The 19,138-nt window shown below is 64.1% G+C and carries 20 protein-coding genes; 7 read left to right on the top strand and 13 right to left on the bottom strand.

Going from position 1 to position 19,138, the window contains the following annotated elements; translation table 11 throughout:
* Positions 1-26: 26 nt before the first annotated feature.
* A complete protein-coding gene (locus GSQ79_RS00240) occupies positions 27-701 on the bottom strand; it encodes a TetR/AcrR family transcriptional regulator (protein WP_158806725.1) in 675 nt (224 codons plus the stop codon).
* Positions 702-776: 75 nt separating this feature from the next.
* On the opposite strand from GSQ79_RS00240, the gene GSQ79_RS00235 reads away from it, so the two are divergent.
* Positions 777-1,994: an HlyD family secretion protein gene (locus tag GSQ79_RS00235; protein ID WP_246725006.1), complete on the top strand. Its 1,218-nt coding sequence runs from the start codon at positions 777-779 to the stop codon at positions 1,992-1,994.
* Positions 1,991-3,553, top strand: a complete 1,563-nt coding sequence (locus GSQ79_RS00230) for an MDR family MFS transporter (RefSeq protein WP_158806724.1) — start codon at positions 1,991-1,993, stop codon at positions 3,551-3,553. The genes GSQ79_RS00235 and GSQ79_RS00230 overlap by 4 nt, the downstream gene beginning before the upstream one ends.
* 1 nt (position 3,554) lies before the next feature.
* On the opposite strand, the gene GSQ79_RS00225 is transcribed toward GSQ79_RS00230, so the two are convergent.
* Genes GSQ79_RS00225 through GSQ79_RS00205 form a run of 5 tightly spaced genes read right to left on the bottom strand, consistent with a single transcriptional unit; the run spans position 3,555 to position 7,344 of the window.
* Positions 3,555-3,824 (bottom strand): BrnA antitoxin family protein, encoded by a 270-nt coding sequence (locus GSQ79_RS00225; RefSeq protein ID WP_158806723.1) that lies wholly within the window; start codon positions 3,822-3,824, stop codon positions 3,555-3,557.
* Positions 3,817-4,101: a BrnT family toxin gene (locus tag GSQ79_RS00220; RefSeq protein ID WP_246725005.1), complete on the bottom strand. Its 285-nt coding sequence runs from the start codon at positions 4,099-4,101 to the stop codon at positions 3,817-3,819. Before GSQ79_RS00220 ends, GSQ79_RS00225 begins: the two co-directional genes overlap by 8 nt.
* 42 nt (positions 4,102-4,143) lie before the next feature.
* On the bottom strand, positions 4,144-5,241 hold the full coding sequence (locus tag GSQ79_RS00215; RefSeq protein ID WP_158806722.1) for an LLM class flavin-dependent oxidoreductase: 1,098 nt from the start codon (positions 5,239-5,241) through the stop codon (positions 4,144-4,146).
* A 10-nt stretch (positions 5,242-5,251) separates the two neighbouring features.
* Positions 5,252-6,370, bottom strand: coding sequence for an acyl-CoA dehydrogenase family protein (locus GSQ79_RS00210; protein WP_246725007.1), 1,119 nt, complete (start codon positions 6,368-6,370; stop codon positions 5,252-5,254).
* Positions 6,371-6,414: 44 nt separating this feature from the next.
* Positions 6,415-7,344: an aliphatic sulfonate ABC transporter substrate-binding protein gene (locus GSQ79_RS00205; protein WP_158806743.1), complete on the bottom strand. Its 930-nt coding sequence runs from the start codon at positions 7,342-7,344 to the stop codon at positions 6,415-6,417.
* 415 nt (positions 7,345-7,759) lie between these two features.
* Between GSQ79_RS00205 and GSQ79_RS00200 the strand changes: the two genes are divergently transcribed.
* Both GSQ79_RS00200 and GSQ79_RS00195 read left to right on the top strand, forming a co-directional pair.
* Positions 7,760-8,746: a rhodanese-related sulfurtransferase gene (locus GSQ79_RS00200; RefSeq protein ID WP_158806720.1), complete on the top strand. Its 987-nt coding sequence runs from the start codon at positions 7,760-7,762 to the stop codon at positions 8,744-8,746.
* Positions 8,747-8,799: 53 nt separating this feature from the next.
* Entirely contained in the window at positions 8,800-8,946 is a 147-nt protein-coding gene (locus GSQ79_RS00195; RefSeq protein WP_158806719.1) for a hypothetical protein, read from the top strand.
* A 60-nt stretch (positions 8,947-9,006) separates the two neighbouring features.
* Here GSQ79_RS00195 and GSQ79_RS00190 read toward each other — a convergent pair whose 3' ends face one another.
* The gene (locus GSQ79_RS00190) at positions 9,007-9,873 is read right to left on the bottom strand and encodes a sterol desaturase family protein (RefSeq protein ID WP_158806718.1); all 867 of its coding nucleotides are present in this window, start codon (positions 9,871-9,873) and stop codon (positions 9,007-9,009) included.
* A 491-nt stretch (positions 9,874-10,364) separates the two neighbouring features.
* Between GSQ79_RS00190 and GSQ79_RS00185 the strand changes: the two genes are divergently transcribed.
* Positions 10,365-11,000 (top strand): 2,3-bisphosphoglycerate-dependent phosphoglycerate mutase, encoded by a 636-nt coding sequence (locus GSQ79_RS00185; protein ID WP_158806717.1) that lies wholly within the window; start codon positions 10,365-10,367, stop codon positions 10,998-11,000.
* 24 nt (positions 11,001-11,024) lie between these two features.
* Here the strand turns inward: GSQ79_RS00185 and GSQ79_RS00180 are convergent, their stop codons facing one another.
* From GSQ79_RS00180 to GSQ79_RS00165, 4 genes are all read right to left on the bottom strand, one after another.
* Entirely contained in the window at positions 11,025-12,389 is a 1,365-nt protein-coding gene (locus tag GSQ79_RS00180; protein ID WP_158806716.1) for an efflux RND transporter periplasmic adaptor subunit, read from the bottom strand.
* A complete protein-coding gene (locus GSQ79_RS00175; protein WP_158806715.1) occupies positions 12,386-15,589 on the bottom strand; it encodes an efflux RND transporter permease subunit in 3,204 nt (1,067 codons plus the stop codon). Before GSQ79_RS00175 ends, GSQ79_RS00180 begins: the two co-directional genes overlap by 4 nt.
* A gap of 277 nt (positions 15,590-15,866) precedes the next feature.
* The gene (locus GSQ79_RS00170; protein ID WP_158806742.1) at positions 15,867-16,157 is read right to left on the bottom strand and encodes a YggT family protein; all 291 of its coding nucleotides are present in this window, start codon (positions 16,155-16,157) and stop codon (positions 15,867-15,869) included.
* 90 nt (positions 16,158-16,247) lie between these two features.
* A complete protein-coding gene (locus GSQ79_RS00165) occupies positions 16,248-16,946 on the bottom strand; it encodes an ABC transporter ATP-binding protein (protein WP_158806714.1) in 699 nt (232 codons plus the stop codon).
* A 184-nt stretch (positions 16,947-17,130) separates the two neighbouring features.
* On the opposite strand from GSQ79_RS00165, the gene GSQ79_RS00160 reads away from it, so the two are divergent.
* Entirely contained in the window at positions 17,131-17,694 is a 564-nt protein-coding gene (locus tag GSQ79_RS00160) for an arylesterase (protein ID WP_368669899.1), read from the top strand.
* A gap of 1 nt (position 17,695) precedes the next feature.
* On the opposite strand, the gene GSQ79_RS00155 is transcribed toward GSQ79_RS00160, so the two are convergent.
* A complete protein-coding gene (locus tag GSQ79_RS00155; RefSeq protein WP_158806713.1) occupies positions 17,696-18,031 on the bottom strand; it encodes a type II toxin-antitoxin system HicB family antitoxin in 336 nt (111 codons plus the stop codon).
* Complete coding sequence (locus GSQ79_RS29225) at positions 18,028-18,207, bottom strand: type II toxin-antitoxin system HicA family toxin (protein WP_256378968.1); 180 nt, start codon at positions 18,205-18,207, stop codon at positions 18,028-18,030. The genes GSQ79_RS00155 and GSQ79_RS29225 overlap by 4 nt, the downstream gene beginning before the upstream one ends.
* A 161-nt stretch (positions 18,208-18,368) precedes the next feature.
* On the opposite strand from GSQ79_RS29225, the gene thpR reads away from it, so the two are divergent.
* Positions 18,369-18,902 (top strand): RNA 2',3'-cyclic phosphodiesterase, encoded by a 534-nt coding sequence (thpR, locus tag GSQ79_RS00145; RefSeq protein ID WP_158806712.1) that lies wholly within the window; start codon positions 18,369-18,371, stop codon positions 18,900-18,902.
* Positions 18,903-19,138 lie beyond the last annotated feature (236 nt).

Below are 19,138 nucleotides of genomic sequence, written 5' to 3'. Positions count from 1 at the left end.
CAATGTTTTGCGATGGCTCGGCTGGCCTATGGGCCAGATAAAACCGCGCCACGGACGAAAAGCTTGACCGCTTCGTGGAGGCGGTGATCGAGCGTGTCGGCGTCGACCGGCATGCCCAGCAGCTTGAGGCGAGATGTGCGGCCCATCACGATGCTGAGGTAGAGTTCCGCCAGCAGCGGCAGATCGTCGATCGCGTAGCGATGGGTTTCGGCAAAGCGAAGGAAAATGCCTTCGACAAGCTTGGTCTGCCGGCTCGTGCTTTCCTCGAAGGCAAGCCGACCGAGTTCGGGAAAGCGGGCGACTTGCGCCACGAGAATGCGGCCCATCGCCTGTGCCGAGGGCGTCAGCGACTGGTCGAGGAGCCGACGCCCCACGATGCACAGCGTCGCTTCCAGGCTCACGCCCTCCAATCCCCTTTGGAACTCCTCCTCCAGCGTGGCATAGATCATGAGGATCTTGCGGCGCAGGACGTCGGCGAACAGGGCGCCCTTGTCCGGGTAGCGCGCATAAAGCGTGGCCTTGCCGACCATGGCCGTCTCGGCGAGACGCTCCATCGAGGTGCCCTCGAACCCAAGCTCCATGAACATGTCCGCGGCGATTGCCAACAACCGCTCGTCCCGCTCGATAGCCGCGGCCTTCGTCGGCCGGCCGCCGCGCGCCTTCGGCGAAGTCTCGGGTTTTGTTGTCGCGATCTCGGTCATACGTCCTGGCTCATGCTTGCGTATTGGCGGCCCTTAATATAGAACGATACCGTTCTGTTCTATAGTGGTGACGCAATGGATTCTTCCGCAAGGCTCGATCCGCCTCTCGATCTACCCGAGCGCGAAAGTGGCGAGACGGTCAAGGAAAAGCCGATGCGCCGGGCGGAGGCCAAGCCGGCACCGGTTGCGCTGCAGCCGCAGGTCGTCGCAGCGCCGGTGTCGCCGATCGCGCCACCACCGCGTCGCATCACCCGCAAGCGGATGATCCTCGCGCTCGTGCTGCTGGCGGCCATCGGAGGTGCTGGCCGGTTCGGCTGGCACTGGTGGACGGACGGCCGCTTCGAGGAGTCGACCGACGATGCCTTTCTTCAGGCCGACAAGGTCGTGGTGGCCCCGAAAGTCGGTGGCTTCATTGCCGCCGTGTTCGCTCACGACAACCAGCCGGTGAAGGCCGGGCAAGTGATCGCACGGATCGACGACCGCGATTTCCGCGTGGTTCTGCTGCAGGACCAGGCCGATCTCGACAAGGCGCAGGCCAGCCTCGACGGCGTCGCCTCGGCGGTGATCCAGCAGGAGGCGCGCATCGCTGAGGCCAAGGCCGACGTCGCCAACACCACGGCCGCGCTCGACTTCGCGACGGAGGAAGAGAAGCGCTACCGCGATCTCGTCCAAAGCGGCGCCGGCACGACGCAGCGCTCGCATCAGGCCATCTCGGACCTGCTGCAGAAGCAGGCTGCCTCCGACAAGGCCAAGGCCGGTTACGACGCCGCGCAAAAGCAGAACGACGGTTTGCGTTCGCTCGAAGCCGCCGCGCGCGCGAGCCTGCAGCGCTCGCAGATCAATCTTGAACAGGCCAAGCTCAATCTCGGCTACACGACGGTGACCGCGCCGATCGACGGCGTGGTCGGCGACCGCGCCCTGCGACTGGGACAGCTCGTCCAGCCCGGCAGCAACCTGCTGACCATCGTGCCGATGGGCGAGGCGATCTACCTCATCGCGAACTTCAAGGAGACGCAGATCGGCGCCATGGTCGAGGGCCGCCCCGCCAGCTTCACGGTGGACGCGTTCGGCGATCACGTCTTCCACGGCACAATAGAGAGCTTCGCGCCGGGGACCGGCTCGCAATTCGCCCTGCTGCCGCCGGAAAACGCCACCGGCAACTTCACCAAGGTGGTGCAGCGCGTGCCGGTCAAAATCGCGCTCGACCCGCACGACCCGGTGATCGCGCGGCTGCGGCCGGGCCTTTCGGCCGAGGCGGTGGTCGACACCCGCGGCGATCCGGCCAAGCGATGACCGCAGCACCGGAAGCGAAGGCGAGTTTTTACGACTGGCTGGCGTTCGCCGGGGCGATCCTCGGCGCCTTCACCGCCATCCTCGACATCCAGATCACCAACTCATCGCTCGCCAACATCGAAGGCGCGATCGGCGCCTCGCCCGAGCAGGGCAGCTGGATCTCGACGGCCTATCTGATGGCCGAGATCATCGTCATCCCACTGACGGGATGGCTCGGTTCGGTATTTGGTCTGCGCCGTTATCTCTCCATCAACACGATGCTGTTCATCGGGTTTTCCATCGCCTGCGCGATGTCGACGTCGCTGCCGCAGCTGATCATCTTCCGCGCCGGCCAGGGCTTTACCGGCGGCGTGCTGATCCCTACCGCGATCACCATTCTGCGCACCCGCCTGCCGCGCTCGCAGCAGGGGCTCGGCATCACCTTCTTCGGCCTCACCGCGACCTTCGCGCCGGCGATCGGGCCGACCGTCGGTGGTTGGCTCACTGACAATTTTTCTTGGCACTATATTTTCTATCTTAACCTCATTCCCGGTCCGATCGCTGTGCTCTGCCAGCTTACGGCTTTGCCAAAGCAGCAGGCCCGATGGGCGGAATTGGCGAAGGGCGACTGGTTTGGCGTCGGCGCGATGGCGATCGGGCTCTCCAGCCTGACCGTCGTGCTCGAAGAGGGGCAGCGCAAGGAATGGTTTGAATCCGATCTGATCGCCCGGCTCACCATCGTCGCGATCCTCGGCATCGTCGTTTTTATCGCGCGGGAATTGATGGCCGAAAAGCCGTTCATCAATCTGCGTGTTCTCGGCAACCGATCGATCGGCGGCGCCTGTATCCTGCAGACGGTGCTGGGCGCGGTGTCTCTCGGCTCGACTTACGTCATTCCGCTCTATTGCGCGCAGATCCAGGGCTACAACGCCGAGCAGATCGGCTATGTCGTGATGTGGAGCGGGCTGCCGCAGCTTGTCCTGTTTCCGGCGATGCCGTTTCTGATGAAACGCTTCGATCCCCGCGTGCTGATTATCGCCGGTACCCTACTGTTTGCGGCGAGCTGCTTCATCAACGTAAATCTCACGCATGACGTCGGCATGGATCAGCTGATCCTGCCGCAGCTGTTGCGGGCGGCGGGGCAGCCTTTGTTTGCGATCCCTTTGTCGCAGATGTCCACGGCCGGCCTGCCGCCGCGCGACACGGCGGATGCCTCGGCATTGTCGAACATGATGCGCAATCTCGGCGGCTCCGTTGGCATCGCCTTGCTCTCGACGGTGATCGAGAGGCGCGAGTACTTCCACTTCTCTATCCTTGCCGAAGCGATGACGCAGAACGCCGCGCGGACGCAGGAGCGCATCGCAATGCTGATGGCCGGCATGCAAAGTGCCATCGCCGATCCCGCCGTGGCCAAGGGCCGGGTTCTCATGTCGCTCGCCGCGCAGGTGCGCCGCGAGGCCTATGTCTCGGCCTACGCCGACGCGTTCTGGATCGTCGGGGTGGGACTCATCCTGGCGCTATCAGCGATCTTTTTGCTGAAGAAGCCACGACCGATGGGCGCGCCGGCCGGAGCGCATTAGGTCACGCCGCGGTTTCTTTCGATCCGAGCCGCGCCGCTTTGCGCAGGATACTGTTAATCCGGCTCTGCCAGCCCGACCCGGTCTTGCGATAATAAGCAACGAGATCGGTGTCCAGCCGAATGGTGATGCTCTCTTTAGGATGCGTAGATTTCGGGCGCCCGCGTTTAACCGGCACGCCCGCGATGTGCACGGTCCCCCGAGCAAAGTCTTCCTCGGTTTGTTCCGGAATCTCGTCCGGATCGACCGGAGACTGCCATTCGACCTCAGTCATCGGCCAAGCGCGGTCCAAACCTTTTTTGCTCTCGCCCATTGGCTTTTCTCATCGTGAACACGTGGCGACAGCCATTTCGCGGCGTCCACCCGACCACGACCATCCGCCCCTTCAAGAAGCCGAAGGTGATGAAACGCTCTTCACCATACGGTTCGCGTAGGTCCGGGATATCGATGGTGACGCCATCGAAAACCTCGGTTGCATCTTCGAAATCGAGCTGTCGCTCCTTGAGCGTCCAGTCTCGCTTTGCAGGATGGTACGAGATCCTCACCGCCATTTATGTACATACGAAAATTTCGCATGGCAAGACGGTCTTGCGCTACTCCGCCGCCACCCCCAGCGCCGCCGCGCGTTCCGCCACCAGCTTGCGCGTGAGCGGAATCAGCGCCCTCCCATAGTCCAGCGCATCTTCTAACGGGTCGTAGCCGCGGATGAGGAAGGTGGTGACACCGAGGTCGTAATAATCCGCTAGCGTGTCTGCGACCTGGGCGGGGGTACCGACCAGTGCCGTCGAGTTCCAGCGGCCGCCGGTCAGCGTCGCCATCTTGGTCCACAGGCATTTGTCGAGACGATCGCCCTGCGCCGCCATCGCGCGGAGGCGTTGCGAGCCGACGTTGCTCGCCTCCGCCTTGCCGGCGTTGCCCTTGCCGTCGTTGCCGACGTCGAGTGCCAGGCCCTTTTCATAGATCGCCTCGGCGCGGGCCCAGGCCTTCTCCTCGGTCTCGGCGAGGATCGGGCGGAAGGACAGGCTGAAGCGCGGCTGGCGGCCATGCTCGCGCGCGGCGGCGCGAACCCGGCCGATGATCTCGGCGACTTGCGCCCGGCTCTCACCCCACAGCGCGTAGACGTCGGCATGCTTGCCGGCGACCGCGATCGCCGCCTCCGACGCCCCGCCGAAGTAGACCGGGATATCGGCGCGCACGACGGAGCTCGCGCCTTTCACCGTATAGAACCGCCCGGCGTAGTCGAACGGCTTTGCGCTCGTCCATTCCTGCCGCACGATATCGAGATATTCGCTTGTGCGAGCGTAGCGCTCGTCCTTGGTCAGGAAATCGCCGTCCTGCGCCTGTTCCTTGTCGTCGCCGCCGGTAATGATGTGCACGGCGACGCGGCCGCCGGAGAACTGGTCGAGCGTCGCGAGCTGGCGCGCGGCGACCGTCGGCGCCGCAAAGCCCGGGCGATGCGCGATCATCAGGTTGAGGCGGCTTGTCGCCGCAGCGGCATAGGTCGCGACGATGATGCTGTCCGGCGTCGTCGAGTGGAATGCCACCAGCGCCCGGTCGAAGCCTGCGGCCTCATGCGCGTTGGCGACCGTGCGGACATAGGCCGGATCGATCGCCGGCCCGACCGGCGGGTGGATCTCGGAAAATTCGCGGGTGTTGATGTAGCCGATGAACTCGATGTCTTGGGCGCCCATGGCGGGGTCCTTATGGTTTGACGGCCAAAGCGGCGCGCCCGAGATTGAGCTTCACCGTGTCGTCCTGAGGGGTGTGGATGCGGCCGCACAAAACGTCGCGATAGTGCCGCTCCAAAGGGTTTTTCCGCGTCAACCCGTGATTGCCGGTCAGGCTCATCGCTGTTTCCAGCGCCTGCACGGCGTTGTTGGTGACCACCGACTTGATGATGTGGGCATCGGTGGCCGGACGGGCAATGCCGGCATCGAGGTCTGCGGCAAACCCGTCGATCAGCCGATCGTTGGTGGTCAGCAGAATCTCAATGGCGCCGACGGCCTCTTGCACGCGCGGCAGGCTGGACAGCGGCTTGCCGAGGTTGGCCGGCACACGGTCGTTGAGGAAGCCGAGCAGCCAGTCCCGGCCCGCCTTCGCCACGCCATTGTAGAGCGCGGAGAGAAACACGCCGTTTTCGGCGTGCTGCTGCAGCATGTCGTCCGGCGTCCATTCCGCCGGCAGACGGATATCGACGGCATGGTCGATCGGGATCGTGACCTGGTCAAAGATCACGTCGTGACTGCCGCTCGCGCGCAGGCCGAGGTGATCCCAGGTCTCGACGACGCGAGTGCCCCGCAGGCCCTTGGGCACCAAGAACATGCCGACGCGCGGGTTGGCGTCATCCGTCTTGGCCCAGACGACATACCAGGCGAGGATCGGTACCCCGGTCGAATAGATCTTGTGGCCGGAAAGCCGCCAGGTGTCACCGTCGCGCACGGCGGTCGTCGCCGGCAGGCCGCCGCGGGCGGGCGATCCCAGTTCCGGCTCGACGCGCAGCGCGTTGATCAGGGATACGCCGGCGACGGCGTCGCGGGCGACGCGCTCCTTGAGATGGGCCGGCCAGCGCTGGCTCCGCGCAATGCCGGCATGCTGGATATATTGCATCGCCAGAATCAGCGCGGTGGCGGGCTCGCCATAGGCGATCGCGCCGATCACAGCCGCCGCCTCGCGCAGGCCGGCGCCGGCGCCGCCGAAGGCGCGTGGCGTGCGCAGGCTCAGAAGCCCGGCCTCGGACAACCGTGCAAAATTGTCGAACGGAAACGACGCGGCGGTGTCGTGAACGGCAGCGGTCTCGGCGAACAGCGCGCCGAGACGCAGCGCCTCGTCGTGCAGGGTCGGCGTCTTGAGGGCGACGGCTGCGGTCACGTGTGAGCCTCCGGGTGCCAAAGCGGGACGGCCGTGGCGTCGATCGCTTTCGGGATCAGGCCGGCCTCGAAAAACGTATCGGCGATGGCCTGCTGCTCGCCAAGCCCAGCCTTGTCGACAGGCTTAACGACATAGCTGCGCCGGCGGTTCACCACCTCGATGGTGGCTGCGGGGATGCCGCCCCACAGCGGGGCCAGCTTGGCCACGGCGTCCTGCGGATTTTTTTTCACCCAGGCGCCCTGCTCGACCAGGGCGTCGAAGACGAGGCCGACGATCTCCGGATGCGTGGAAACGAAGGCGGTATTGACGGTGTAGTAGCGGTCGTAGCTGGAGAGACCGGTGGCGTCGGCCAGGGTGCGGGTCGCAAGCTTGCTTTCGGTGATGGCGAGGAAAGGGTCCCAGATCACACAGGCGTCGACGCTGTCACGCTCGAAGGCGGCGGCGGCATCGGGCGGGGCGAGATAGGCCGGCGTGATGTCGCGAAAGCTCAAGCCGGCGCGTTTCAATGCGCTGGCAAGGATGAAGTGGCAGCCAGAACCGCGATGGACGGCAACAGTCTTGCCCTTGAGGTCGGCGACCGTGCGGACGGGAGAGCCGGCCTTGACGATGATCGCCTCCGCGGAGGGCGAGGCATCCTCCTTGGCGTAGAAGGTCAACGGCGCGTTGGCGCTCTGGGTAAAAATCGGCACCGCGTCGGCAACATCGGCGTGGAAGTCTACGGCGCCGGCGTTCATCGGTACGACGACATTGTCGAACAGATGCCATGACACGTCGAAGCCCTTCGGCTTCAGCAGCGCTTCGAGCGTGCCGCCGGCCTTGAGCAGGGTCAGCAGGGTGGAGGAGCGCTGATAGCTGAAGCGGATCGTCGATGCGGCTTTGACCGCATGGAGTCCCAATATGGGCAACGCCAACGTGGCGCCGAGCATTTTGAGGGCGGTTCGCTTGGTCGTCATCAGGGATCGTCGGCCTTTGCTGTCCGTGCCGGAACGGCAAGGGAGCGCATGAAACGCGCGGATGCTCTCGCCGTCAACCGCCTGAACTTTCTCCCAAAGCTGCGTTTGCACACGATACAAAGCGTCTCCTGGTCCGGTTTGAAAGAGAACGATTTGCTTACGCCAGCGGGCGAGACTGGATGTTGCCGCGATCCGCGGGTAGAGCATCGGATCTGATCATCGCGAGCGCGTTCTATCTATGCCGTCTTTGCGAGCGAAGCGACGCAACCAGAGCAGCAGCCTCGATCACTGCGGACCTGTATTGCTTCGCTCCGCTCGCAAACACGCCTAACAAGGGGATCGCGACTTCAGATCTCATCCTCCCGCGCCAAAATCTCAGCGACACACCATGAATGCCCCGGCAAAAATCCGCGTCACCAGTCTCTACCAGTTCGCGTCGTTTCCCGACCCGGCCGCGCTGCGTGGGCCCCTGGCCGACGCCTGCGCCGCCGCGGGTCTCAAGGGGACGCTTCTGCTGGCGCACGAGGGGATCAACGGGACGATTGCCGGGCCAGACGCCGGGATCGAGGCGGTGCTGAGCGTCATCCGCGCGCTGCCGGGCTGCGCCGGGCTCGACGTCAAGAACGACTTCGTCGAGGCCATGCCGTTTCACCGGATGAAGGTGCGGTTGAAGGCGGAGATCGTGACGCTCGGCGTCGACGGCATCGACCCGACCCGGGATGTCGGCACCTATGTCGAGCCTGCCGACTGGAACGCCCTGATCGCCGAACCCGGCACGATCCTCATCGACACCCGCAACGACTATGAGGTGGACATCGGCACGTTTCCCGGCGCGATCAATCCGCGGACATCCAGTTTCCGCGATTTTCCCGCCTGGTTCCGCGCGCAACGCGCGGCGCTCGTCGATGGCGCTGCGGCGCCGAAGGTTGCGATGTTCTGCACCGGCGGCATTCGCTGCGAAAAGGCGACGGCGTTTTTGAAGGCCGAGGGGATCGCCGACGTGCATCACCTCAAGGGCGGCATTCTGCGCTACCTCGAGACGGTGCCGGCGGCCGAAAGCGTCTGGGAGGGCGAGTGCTTCGTCTTCGACCAGCGCGTCGCCGTCGGCCAGGGCTTGGCGCCCGGCACCCACGCGCTCTGCCACGCCTGCCGGCGCCCGGTCAGCCCGGAGGCTCAGACCTCACCGCTATACGAGCCGGGCGTGCGGTGCCCCGCCTGCGCCAACGAGCGCCAGGACGATCAGCGCTGCCGCTACGCCGAGCGGCAGCGGCAGGTCGAGCTCGCGACGGAGCGCGGCGAGGCACACCTCGGCGAGTCACGCGGGTCGAACGGGCGTCGCTTGTCTTGCCCGGGCGCTGGACCACTTTTTGAATGACGGCGCCCGGATCACGCGGCATGTGTCGGAGCGCCGATCCCCGGAGCGAATCGATGCCCACCACCCTGCCGGTCAGAGCGCACAAAAGGTTCGATCCCATGCTGCTGTTCGTGATCGCGCTCGGCGCCGCGTTTTTCGTTATCGAACTGGTCGATCCCGCCCCCATGGACGTCGAAGCGGCTCTTGTTACGGCGCCGTAGAGCATCGGACGCAAAAGTTGCGGACTTTTGCGTCCAGCCCGATGCTCTAATCTATGGACTCTAGGACGTGGCCGCGGCGGGCAGCCGCGGCTCGACCGCGGCACATCCCTCCGGGACCGCACCGCCGGCGGCGCGGGCGGCGAACGGCATCGCGATCATGCCGATGCAATTCTGGGTCGCGGGATCGTCGAAATGGGTGTCGAGGCCGAACACCGTCTCCTCCGCCGACAGATTGGCGAAGGTGCCGAACAGGCGGTCCCAGATGCTGAAGACGTCGCCGTAATTGCAGTTGGTGTAGGGCAGCTCGAAGTGGTGATGCACGTGATGCAGGTTGGGCGTGATCAGCACCCAGCCGAGCACGCGCGCCGGGCCCGCGGGGAGGCGGAACGCCGAATGCGCGAAGATGGTGCAGATGGTCTGCACCGTCTGGCGCAGCACGAGCACCTCGAACGAGGCGCCGGTGAGCAGGATCCAGACGAACAGGAAACCGTTGCGGATCGTCGTCTCGCCGGGGTGTTCGCGCACGGTGGTCGAGGCATCGACGATCGTATCGGTGTGGTGGACGAGGTGGAACCGCCAGAACCCGGGAATGTGGTGCATCGTGCGGTGGTAGACGTAATCCAGCAGGTCCAGGACGACGAACATCACGCCGTATTTGACCCACGGGCTGTCGTAGAAGGGTAGGAGGTAGAGCAGCCCCCAGTGGTGAGCCGTCACCCAGGCGGCGAGCGCGACGCAGGCGACGCTGCAGACCAGCTCGATCGGCAGCGCGGAGAGAATGAACAGGCTGTTCAGCGCAGCGTGGCGGGACTTGTCGGCCATCGGCTCCGCGAGAACGAGCTTTTCGACCCCCCAGAGGGCGCTGATGACAAGCGCGAAGATCAGCGTCTGGCTGCTGCCCGCGTTCTGGACGAAAAACTCCGACATGCCTGACCCTAGACGCTGATGGTCAGCGCGCGCGGCGCGGTCGCTGCATCGGGGGTTCGGACGTGGCCGTCGCGGGCGCCATGCGACGTTGCACGCAGCGCGATACACGGCGACGGGCCTCGAAGCAGACGGCGTGACCTGTCGTTCATCAGTTTACTCAGCAAGACCGGGGCTCAAAACTTCGTCGAAACAGTCCAAAGGGCTCCGGTACGTGCGGCAGTGCGAAGTGACTCGTCTGTTGCATCCCCAGCCCAAATATTTAAGCAAAATACTTGGGAAGAGTCACGCAGGATCACGAAAACGTATCTTGGAACGGTCGGTTTTTAGTAAGATCCGCCGGGTTGCGCTGGAGAACCTAGGTTGTGGCTCCAAACGCCGGATCGCGCGCTCGCACGCGATCGCCTTGCTTAACCTCCGCTTTACCGGCAGATGACTCGCGGACGACGCCATGCGGCGCGCGCGCCGCGAAGCGGACAGCAAAGGGGAGCAAAATGACGCCAGCGGAAGGGCTGCTCGTGCTGGTGCGGCATGGCGAGAGCACGGACAACGCGTTGAACTTGTTTTCCGGCTGGCGCGATCCTGAGCTCACCGAAAAGGGCGTGACGGAAGCGCGCAACGCGGGCCTTGCGCTCAAGGCGCAGGGTTTGGTCTTCGATGTCGCCTTCACCAGCACGCTGAGCCGGGCGCAGCGCTCGCTCGCTCTCATGCTCGGCGAAATGGGCCGAACCGATCTGCCGGTGATCGAAAATTCGGCTCTCAACGAACGCGACTACGGCGAACTGTCAGGCCTCAACAAGGAGGGGGCGCGGGCAGTCTGGGGATCGGAACAGGTTCACCTCTGGCGCAAGTCTTATGAGGCGGTGCCCCCTGGCGGCGAGAGCCTGGCGATGACCGCGGCCCGCGCCCTTCCCTTCTGCCGGAAGGTCATCGACCCGCGCCTGAGGCGGGGCGAACATGTCCTCGTGGTGGCGCATGGCAACTCGCTGCGCTCGATCGTCAAGGATCTCGACGGACTCTCCGACGATGACGTCGAGAGCGTGCACATCGGCACCAGCCAGATCCTCACTTACGCGGTCGATACGGACGGCCGGGTGGTCAAAAAGGGCTCGATGCTCGTCGCGGTGTAGCGCCGACGGAACGCCGAGCGGCGCCTACTTCTGCGCCTGCTCCTCGGGCTTTTTCGGCTCGACCTTCACCTTGGCGCCGTCCTGGAGATCGGCCGGCGGGCTCATCACCACCGCCTCGCCGCCATTGAGGCCACTCTCGAGCTCGACGGTTTTGCCGAAGTCGCGATAGATCGTGATTTTCTGCAGGTGGACCTGATCGTCCTGCACGACCGCGACCTGCAAGCCCGCCTGGTTGAAGATCAGCGCCTCTGCGGGCACGACGATGTTGGGCCGCAACCGGGGAATCTCGAAGGTCACGTTGACGAACAGGCCCGGCCGCAGGGCGCCGTCGGGGTTCTGGATGTCGACCTCGGTGGTAAGCGTGCGCGAGGAGTTCAGGAGCGCCACCGAGCTGCGGGCGATCTTGCCGTTGAAGGTGCGATTGGGAATCTGCGGCACCGCCACGGAGGCTTCCAGCCCGTCATGGATCGCCACGGCGTTGGTCTGCGGGATGTGGACCGTCGTGCGGATCACGGCATCCTTGGCGACCGTGAAGAGCGAGGCCCCCGTCTTGCTGTCGGCGTTGACGAGATCGCCGACGTCGACGCCACGGGTCACGATGATCCCGTCGAAGGGCGCGCGGACCTCTTCGAACTGCGTCAGGGTCACGAGACGATCGACGGTGGCCTGCTGCGCCTGTTCGTTGGCTTCGGCAACCTTGATCCCGGCTTCGGCGGTACCGACGGACGCCTTCTGCGTGGTGACGTTGGTCTGCTGCGTGTCGTTGTTCTGCACCGTGTCGTAGCCGCGCTGGACCAGATCCTTGGAGCGCTTGAAGTTCAGGTCGGCGAGCGCGGCGGTGCCCTTGGCCTGATCGAGCGTGGCCTGGGCCTGAGCCATCGTCGCCTGGACCTGCTTCAGCTGAGCGCGGGCCTGGTCGAGCTGCCGATCCGTGTCGGGCGCCGCGATGCGGACCAGCAGGTCCCCCTTCTTGACGCGCGAGCCAATGTCGACGAGGCGCTCGGCGATATAGCCGGTGGCCCGCGGATAGAGCGTCGCGCTGTCGAACGCGTCGGTCTCGCCGGGCAGAATCAATTTCGTCGGCTTGCTGTCGGCCCGCGTCGTGATGGTCCGCACGGTGGGCACGAAGTCGACGGTTTCCTTCTGCGTCGCGGTGGCATCGGCATCGAGCGCCCAATGCTTGTAGCCGCCGTAGCCGAGCAAAAGCGCGGCGCCGATCAGGACGAAGAAGAACACCCATTTCGATGGCAGCGGCGGCGGCGCGTCGCCTGATCCACCGGGCGAGGCTGCCGCCTGGTGCGGCTTGGCATGGGCCTGATCGTGGGCCTGCGCGCCGTCCGCGCCTTTCGCTTCCGCAGGGGTGCCGTTATCGGGCTCGGACCGGGTCATTGATAATCCTCAATCGGCTTAACGTCGCCGCGACGCAGGACGGAATATAGGAACGGAACGAACAGAAGGGTGGAACAGGTTCCAATCGCGACGCCGCCCAGCACGGCGCGGGCCAAAGCGGCGTTCTGCTCGCTGCCCTCGCCGATGCCGATCGCCATCGGAATCAGCCCGACGAACATTGCGCCGGCCGTCATCAGCACCGGCCGGAGACGGGTGGTGCCGGCCTCGATCGCCGCCTCGATGGCGCTGCAGCCCGATGCCTCGCGATGCTCGCGGGCGAAGGTGACGAGCAGGATCGAGTTGGCGCTGGCGACGCCCACGCTCATGATCGCCCCGAACAGCGAGGGAATCGAGAACGTCGTCTGGGTGATGAACAGGCTCATCGTGATCCCGCAGAAGGCAAGCGGGAGGGCGCAGAGGACGACGAAGGGATCGCCCCAGCTTTGATAGTTGATCACCATCAGGAGGTAGACGGCGATGACCGCGATCGCGAGGCCGATCCCGATATTGGTGAAGGCGCTGCGCATGTCGGCGATCTGACCGAGCACGGAAATCTTGTCGGGCACCGGCAGGTTCTTCTGCTCCTCCGCCATGATGCGATCGATCTCCTTGCTCACCGAGCCGAGGTCGCGATCCTGCACGCTGGCGAAGACGTCGTATTTAGGCTGCGTATTGACGTGGTTGACGACCGTCTGTTCGGAGATCCGTTTCAGCGTCGCGACGCTGCTCAGCATGGTCAGGATCGGCGTATCGGCATTGGCCGAGGTCGAGATGAAGATCGGCGTCGTGTTCACCGCATCGAGCGAGTCGGTGCGATATTCCGGTGTTTGCACCCAAAGCTGATAGGGCACGCCGGTCTTCGGGTCGGCCCAGAAGTTCGGGGTGACCTGGAAGCTGCCGGACAGCGAGACGTTGATCGCGCTGGCGATCTGCTGGGTGCTGACGCCGATCTCGGCCGCCATCTCGCGATCGATCGTGGCGAAGAATTCCGGCGCGTCGGTGATCTGCTGGACATGCACGTCGACCGCGCCCTTGACCAGCCGCAGCTTGCGCGCCACCGCCTTGGCCGCGGCCAGATCCTTGTCCGGATTGCGACCCGTGACCTGGACGTCGACCGGCGTGATCGTGCCGAAATCGAGGATCTGCGTGATGATATCGGCCGGCTGGAAGTAGAACATGACGTCCGGGAATTTCTCCCGCAGCACCGTCCGCAATTTCTTCATGTAGATCGCGGTCGGCTTGTGCGCTTCTTTCAGCGCGATCTGCATTTCACCGTCGTTATAGGCGACGAAGGAGCCGTCGCCGAACGCGAAATTATAGTTCAGCGCGGGGAGCCCGATGTTGTCGATGATCTGGTCGACCTCGTCCGGGATGGTCTGATTCACCACCTTCTCGATGGCGGCGAACTTCTGTTCGGCCGATTCGATCCGCATCCCGGACGCGGTCCGGATGTGCAGCGTCATCGCTCCGGAATCGATCTGCGGGAAGTAATCCTGGCCGACGAAGGTGAAAAGGAAGGCCGTCAGACCGAAGATGCAGAAGACGATGCCGAGCGTGACGAACCGATGGTTGATCGTGGCGTGGATCAGGCCGAGATAGCCGCGCTGGAATCTCGCGAAGCCGCGATTGAAGCCGGCGTTGAAGCGCTCCATCAGGCTCTTTTTGCGGCCTGACGAGCCGTCGTCGTGATGCGACCCACCCTCGCCGAACCGCTGCTCGAACTCCTTGCCGACGAGCACGTCGATCAGGATCGGGACGAGGGTCCGCGACAGCAGGTAGGACGTCAGCATCGCGAAGACGACGGCGTAGGCCTGCGGGGTGAACAGATATTTCGGCGTGTCGGTAAGGAAGAGCACGGACACGAAGGCGGAGCAGATGGCGAGCGTCGAGATCAGCGCCGGCTTGGCGATGCCGGCGGCGCCTTCCACCACGGATTTGCGGAAGCCGTTGCCCTCCTCCATCAGGCGGTAGGTGTTTTCGACAGCTACCGTCGCGTCGTCCACCAGGATGCCGACGGCCAGCGCAAGACCGCCGAGGGTGATCACGTTGATCGTTTCGCCGATCAGGGTGAGGACCGTCAGTGACGTGAGGACGCAGAGCGGGATCGAGACGAGCACGACAAGCGTCGAGCGCCACGAGCCGAGGAAGACGAAGATGGTGATGCCGGTCAGGAAGGCTGCGGTCGCGGCCTCGCGGATCACGTCCGTGATGGCCCCGGACACGAACACCGACTGATCGAACAGAGGCTTGATGTCGACGCCTTTCGGCGCCGCCGCCCGGATGATCGGCAGAAAATTCTTCACCGAGTCGACGACGGACAGGGTGGACGCCGTCCCGTTCTTGAGGATGGTGAGGAGCACCGCCTTGGCGCCGTTGGCGCGGACGATGTTCAACTGGGGCGGCGAGCCGTCGCGGGTATAGGCCACGTCGCGCACCAGAATCGGCACGCCGCCGACCACCTTGATGGGAATATTGTTGATGTCGCTGATGGCATCCGGCGCGGAGTTCAGACGGATGGCATATTGATAATTTCCGATCTTCGCGAGGCCGGACGGCACAACCACGTTCTGCGTGCCGATCGCGTTGATGACGTCCGTCGGCGTCAGACTGTTGGCCTGAAGGGCGTGAAGATCGAGATCGACCTGGATCTGCCGCGGCGCGCCGCCGGCCGGGCCCGGCAGCGTCGAGCCCGGCACCTGGGTCAGAGTCTGCCGGATCTTGTACATGCCGTAGTCGTAAAGCGTCGCCTGGCTTTCCGTCTTCGACGACAAGGCGAGCTGGATGACCGGCACCGACGAGGCCGAAAAGCGCAGCACGACGGGGGGCTGAATGCCAGGCGGCATCAGCGCGCGGATTGAATTGGCCGAGGAGACGACCTGCGTGATCGCGAGATCGATACTGACGGATGGATCGAAGTAAACCTTTTCGATCGCCACGCCCGGAAGCGTCTGGCTCTCCATCCGGCGGATATTGTTGACGTTGTTGGACAGCGAATATTCGCTGTAGGTCGTCACGCGGCTCGCCATGTCGGTCGTGTCGAGACCGGTGAACGTCCACACGATCACGACGACTGGAATGTCGACCGCCGGCAGGACGTCCTTCGTGCCGACGATCCCCGAGCCGATGCCGCCGAGCAGCATGACGACCGCAAGAACGTAGAAACTGACCCGGAATTTAAGCGCGTAAAGGACAAGACCCATGAGAACTCGCGGCTAAAAGGAAGGCGCAACGCCACCTTCGGCGCTCATGCTGCGTCGCAGAATAGCCTAGGCAACAATCATCGGCTTCTCAAGACATTGTGAGGCAACCAACCGCCTGTAAGCCGCCAAGTAAACCGCGCTGTCTCGTCGCAGGCGACAGTCGTCACCGCAACATTGGTCGGCGCACCTTGCTAAACAGGCCGTCACAATCCTACGTGCGGGCACCGCACAAGAGCGTTCCATTATAACCGACCGCCCGCATCACTATAGCCCAGCGTTAAAACACGTTTGGATAGATGTAGGTGACGATGATGTCTTCGATCAGGAACAGCAGCAAAAGCAGAACGATCGGCGAAATGTCGAGGCCGCCCATCGTCGGCAGCATCGAGCGGATCGGCCGCAGCAGGGGCTCGGTTAGCGCGTTCATTGAGGTCCAGATCGAGCGGACGACGTTGTTGTAGATATTGATGACGTTGAAGGCGATCAGCCACGACATGATCGCCACAATGATGATGACGTAGCCGTAGAGCTTGAGGACCAGCAGGACCAGGTCGAGAAGGGCGCGCATGGTGTCTCCGAGTGCGGCAAAAGGGTCGATCGTCAGGATCGTCTGGTAGCGGTGTAACAGCATGGCGGCAAGCGAAGCCGCCAGTCAGGCTTAAGCGACGGCCGCGACCGGAGGATCGTCCCGCTCGATGCGGCCGGAGCGCAGTCGCACGGTGCGGTCGCAGCGCGCCGCCAACGCCAGGTCGTGGGTGACGAGAATGAGCGTGGCGCCGCGGTCGCGTTTCAAGGCGAACATCAGCTCGACGATGCTGGCGCCTGTCGTCTCGTCGAGATTGCCGGTCGGTTCGTCGGCCACCAGGATCGCCGGCTCCGGCGCCATCGCCCGAGCGAGCGCCACCCGCTGCTGCTCGCCACCGGAGAGCTGCGCGGGATAATGAGTGGTACGAGCGCCAAGGCCGACGGCATCCAGTTCCGCACGCGCGCGCCCGAAGGGGTCGCGGTGGCCGGCGAGCTCGAGCGGCACCGCGACGTTTTCCAGCGCCGTCATCGTCGGGATGAGGTGGAAAGACTGGAAGACGATCCCGATGCGCTTGCCGCGAAACCGCGCCAGCGCATCCTCGCCGAGCCGCGTCAGCTCCGTGCCCTCCACCGTGATCGTGCCGCTGTCGGGGCGTTCCAGCCCGGCCATCGCCATCAGCAGGGTCGATTTGCCCGAGCCCGACGGTCCGGTCAGGCCAACCGTCTCGCCACGCCCTATGTTAAGCGAGATGTCTCGTAAGATGTGCACGCGTGCCGCCCCCCGCCCCAGGCTGAGGTCGACATGGGCCAATTCGATCGCCGGTGAACTCATGATGCTTTCCAAATCGCGACCCGTCGGATCGCGACCTACCAAGTCGCTGCCCGCACGGCGTGCCGTCAAGTCCAGGCTGCCATATGGGGTCGACCTCCGGCGCTTCCTATCACCCGCGCTTGTTTGCGCCGCGCTGTGTCTGGGCGCGCCGGTCCAGGCCCAACAACCCAAGGATGCGCACGCGGTGCCGACGAAAATTCTCGCCTTCGGCGACAGTCTCACCGCCGGTTACATGCTGCCCGGCGCGGCGGCGTTTCCCTCGGTGCTGGAGAAGGCCCTGCGAGGTCAGGGGCGGGACGTCACGGTGATCAACGGCGGCGTCTCCGGCGACACCGCGACCGGCGGCTTGGCCCGGCTCGACTGGACGCTCGGCGACGGTGCCGACGTGGTGATCCTCGAGCTCGGCGCCAACGACATGCTGCGCGGCATCGATCCCGCCGTGACCAAGGCGGCGTTGAGCACGATCGTCGAGCGGCTGAAGGCGAGGAACATCAAGATCCTCCTCGCCGGCATGCGGGCCTCGCCGAGCCTCGGCCGGGATTACGCGGACCGCTTCGACGCGATCTATCCGGCGCTGGCCAAGACCTACGACCTGCCGCTCTATCCGTTCTTCCTCGACGGAATGGTCCAGGACAGCACCCAGAAGTTGGCAGATGGCATGCACCCGAACCAGCGCGGCGTCGAAACCATCGTCGCCCACATCCTGCCGAGCGTCGACGCGCTGCTGCAGACGGTGCCGAAGGGGTAACTCAGGCCATCACGCCGCGTTGGGCCGCTGCGCGGAGGGCCTCTTCGGCCCATTGGTTCAAACTCTTGCCGGCAAGCTGGGCGGCAAGCGCCGCTTTGGCGTGTATCGCGGGATCGACCCGAAACACCGGAATAGGATTTTCCGGTTCTTTGCCGATCCTCGCACAGGTGGCGACATAGTCCTCCACTGCGGCTTCGAACGCCGCCTTCAGATCGGCGACGGTCTCGGCATGGAAGCCGACCACGTCGTTGATCCCAGCCAGACGCCCGACAAAAAGACCGTCCTCGCCGTCATAGTCGACGCGCGCGAAATGCCCTTTGAAGCTCATGACATTCATGGCGTGATTCCAATCTTGGTCAGGAAATCCCGCGCATCCCTGACCTGATAGCGTTTGGCTTCTTTGGCTGGGTGCGGTCGGTGAAATGATCCGACGACACCCGATCGTTCAAACCGCACCCGCGACCCGTGCCCTTCAATGATCGCACAACCGACAGCTAGAAAAAGCGCTTCGATATCGCGCTATTCGATGGTCCCGGATACAGGTTCGGCAAATATCGCATCAAGTGTTGTGCGATGCCTGTTGTTCATGCGCAAACTGAAACTACGATTGCGCATTCTGCAAGCAAACTTGCTTCTTATCCAACTTGATGTCGCGCTGCCATGCGAGCCTAGCCATGCCCCGCCTCTTCACCGCGCTTGAACTGCCCCGGGATGTCGCCGCCGCCCTTGCGGCCCTGCGGGGCGGCCTGCCCGGCGCCCGCTGGATCGATCCCGAAAACTACCATCTGACCTTGCGCTTCATCGGCGATATCGACGCGGCGATGGCGCGCGATGTCCATACCGCGCTCGAAGGGGTCCGGCGCGCGCCTGTCGCCGTGACGCTGGCCGGCCTCGCCGCGTTCGGCGGCGCCAAGCCGCGGGCAATCGTGATGACGGCGAGGCCGGACGCCGCGCTTTTGGCGCTGCAAAGCGAACACGAGGTGCTGATGCGGCACATCGGCCTTGCTGCTGAAACGCGAAAATTCACGCCGCACGTCACTCTGGCACGCTTGCGTCAGACCGCGCCGCAACTGGTCGGCGAATATTTGTCGGCTCATGGTCTTTTGCCGTTGCGCTCCTTTCGCGCCGTACGCGTCGCGCTGGTCTCGGCACGCAAGTCCAGCGGCGGCGGCCCCTATATCGTCGAAGCAGTGTACCCCCTGCGATAAACACGCCATGGTCGTATTTATATTTTGTCTTTCTACCAGTAATAGCCGAAAACACATTTTTGAAAATTGCATAGGCATTGCACGGTCTTATGTATTTACATCTTGGTAAGTTTATATTTGAATGAAATCATGTCGTATTTTGAAAGACGACGTGACGATAATGGAACGATGCGGCTAACGATGGGTTTAGTTCCTAGACAGCGACTTTGGGATTTTTCATCATGCCTGCGGGCATG

Origin of the sequence: Beijerinckia sp. L45, assembly GCF_009765775.1 — a bacterium.
In the GTDB taxonomy this organism is placed as follows: domain Bacteria; phylum Pseudomonadota; class Alphaproteobacteria; order Rhizobiales; family Beijerinckiaceae; genus RH-AL1.
Note: the sequence above shows the minus strand (reverse complement) of the source record. Positions and strands in the feature narration are given on the sequence as shown.

Excerpts from the sequence above, each read along its gene's own strand:
- GSQ79_RS00200 (WP_158806720.1), top strand. The coding sequence starts at position 7,760 with ATGAATGCCCCGGCAAAAATCCGCGTCACCAGTCTCTACCAGTTCGCG.
- thpR (WP_158806712.1), top strand. The coding sequence starts at position 18,369 with ATGCCCCGCCTCTTCACCGCGCTTGAACTGCCCCGGGATGTCGCCGCC.
- GSQ79_RS00165 (WP_158806714.1), bottom strand. The coding sequence starts at position 16,946 with ATGAGTTCACCGGCGATCGAATTGGCCCATGTCGACCTCAGCCTGGGG.
- GSQ79_RS00170 (WP_158806742.1), bottom strand. The coding sequence starts at position 16,157 with ATGCGCGCCCTTCTCGACCTGGTCCTGCTGGTCCTCAAGCTCTACGGC.
- GSQ79_RS00185 (WP_158806717.1), top strand. The coding sequence starts at position 10,365 with ATGACGCCAGCGGAAGGGCTGCTCGTGCTGGTGCGGCATGGCGAGAGC.
- GSQ79_RS00205 (WP_158806743.1), bottom strand. The coding sequence starts at position 7,344 with ATGCTCGGCGCCACGTTGGCGTTGCCCATATTGGGACTCCATGCGGTC.
- GSQ79_RS00215 (WP_158806722.1), bottom strand. The coding sequence starts at position 5,241 with ATGGGCGCCCAAGACATCGAGTTCATCGGCTACATCAACACCCGCGAA.
- GSQ79_RS00230 (WP_158806724.1), top strand. The coding sequence starts at position 1,991 with ATGACCGCAGCACCGGAAGCGAAGGCGAGTTTTTACGACTGGCTGGCG.
- GSQ79_RS00240 (WP_158806725.1), bottom strand. The coding sequence starts at position 701 with ATGACCGAGATCGCGACAACAAAACCCGAGACTTCGCCGAAGGCGCGC.
- GSQ79_RS00195 (WP_158806719.1), top strand. The coding sequence starts at position 8,800 with ATGCCCACCACCCTGCCGGTCAGAGCGCACAAAAGGTTCGATCCCATG.
- GSQ79_RS00235 (WP_246725006.1), top strand. The coding sequence starts at position 777 with ATGGATTCTTCCGCAAGGCTCGATCCGCCTCTCGATCTACCCGAGCGC.
- GSQ79_RS00220 (WP_246725005.1), bottom strand. The coding sequence starts at position 4,101 with ATGGCGGTGAGGATCTCGTACCATCCTGCAAAGCGAGACTGGACGCTC.
- GSQ79_RS00155 (WP_158806713.1), bottom strand. The coding sequence starts at position 18,031 with ATGAATGTCATGAGCTTCAAAGGGCATTTCGCGCGCGTCGACTATGAC.
- GSQ79_RS00180 (WP_158806716.1), bottom strand. The coding sequence starts at position 12,389 with ATGACCCGGTCCGAGCCCGATAACGGCACCCCTGCGGAAGCGAAAGGC.
- GSQ79_RS00175 (WP_158806715.1), bottom strand. The coding sequence starts at position 15,589 with ATGGGTCTTGTCCTTTACGCGCTTAAATTCCGGGTCAGTTTCTACGTT.
- GSQ79_RS00190 (WP_158806718.1), bottom strand. The coding sequence starts at position 9,873 with ATGTCGGAGTTTTTCGTCCAGAACGCGGGCAGCAGCCAGACGCTGATC.
- GSQ79_RS00225 (WP_158806723.1), bottom strand. The coding sequence starts at position 3,824 with ATGACTGAGGTCGAATGGCAGTCTCCGGTCGATCCGGACGAGATTCCG.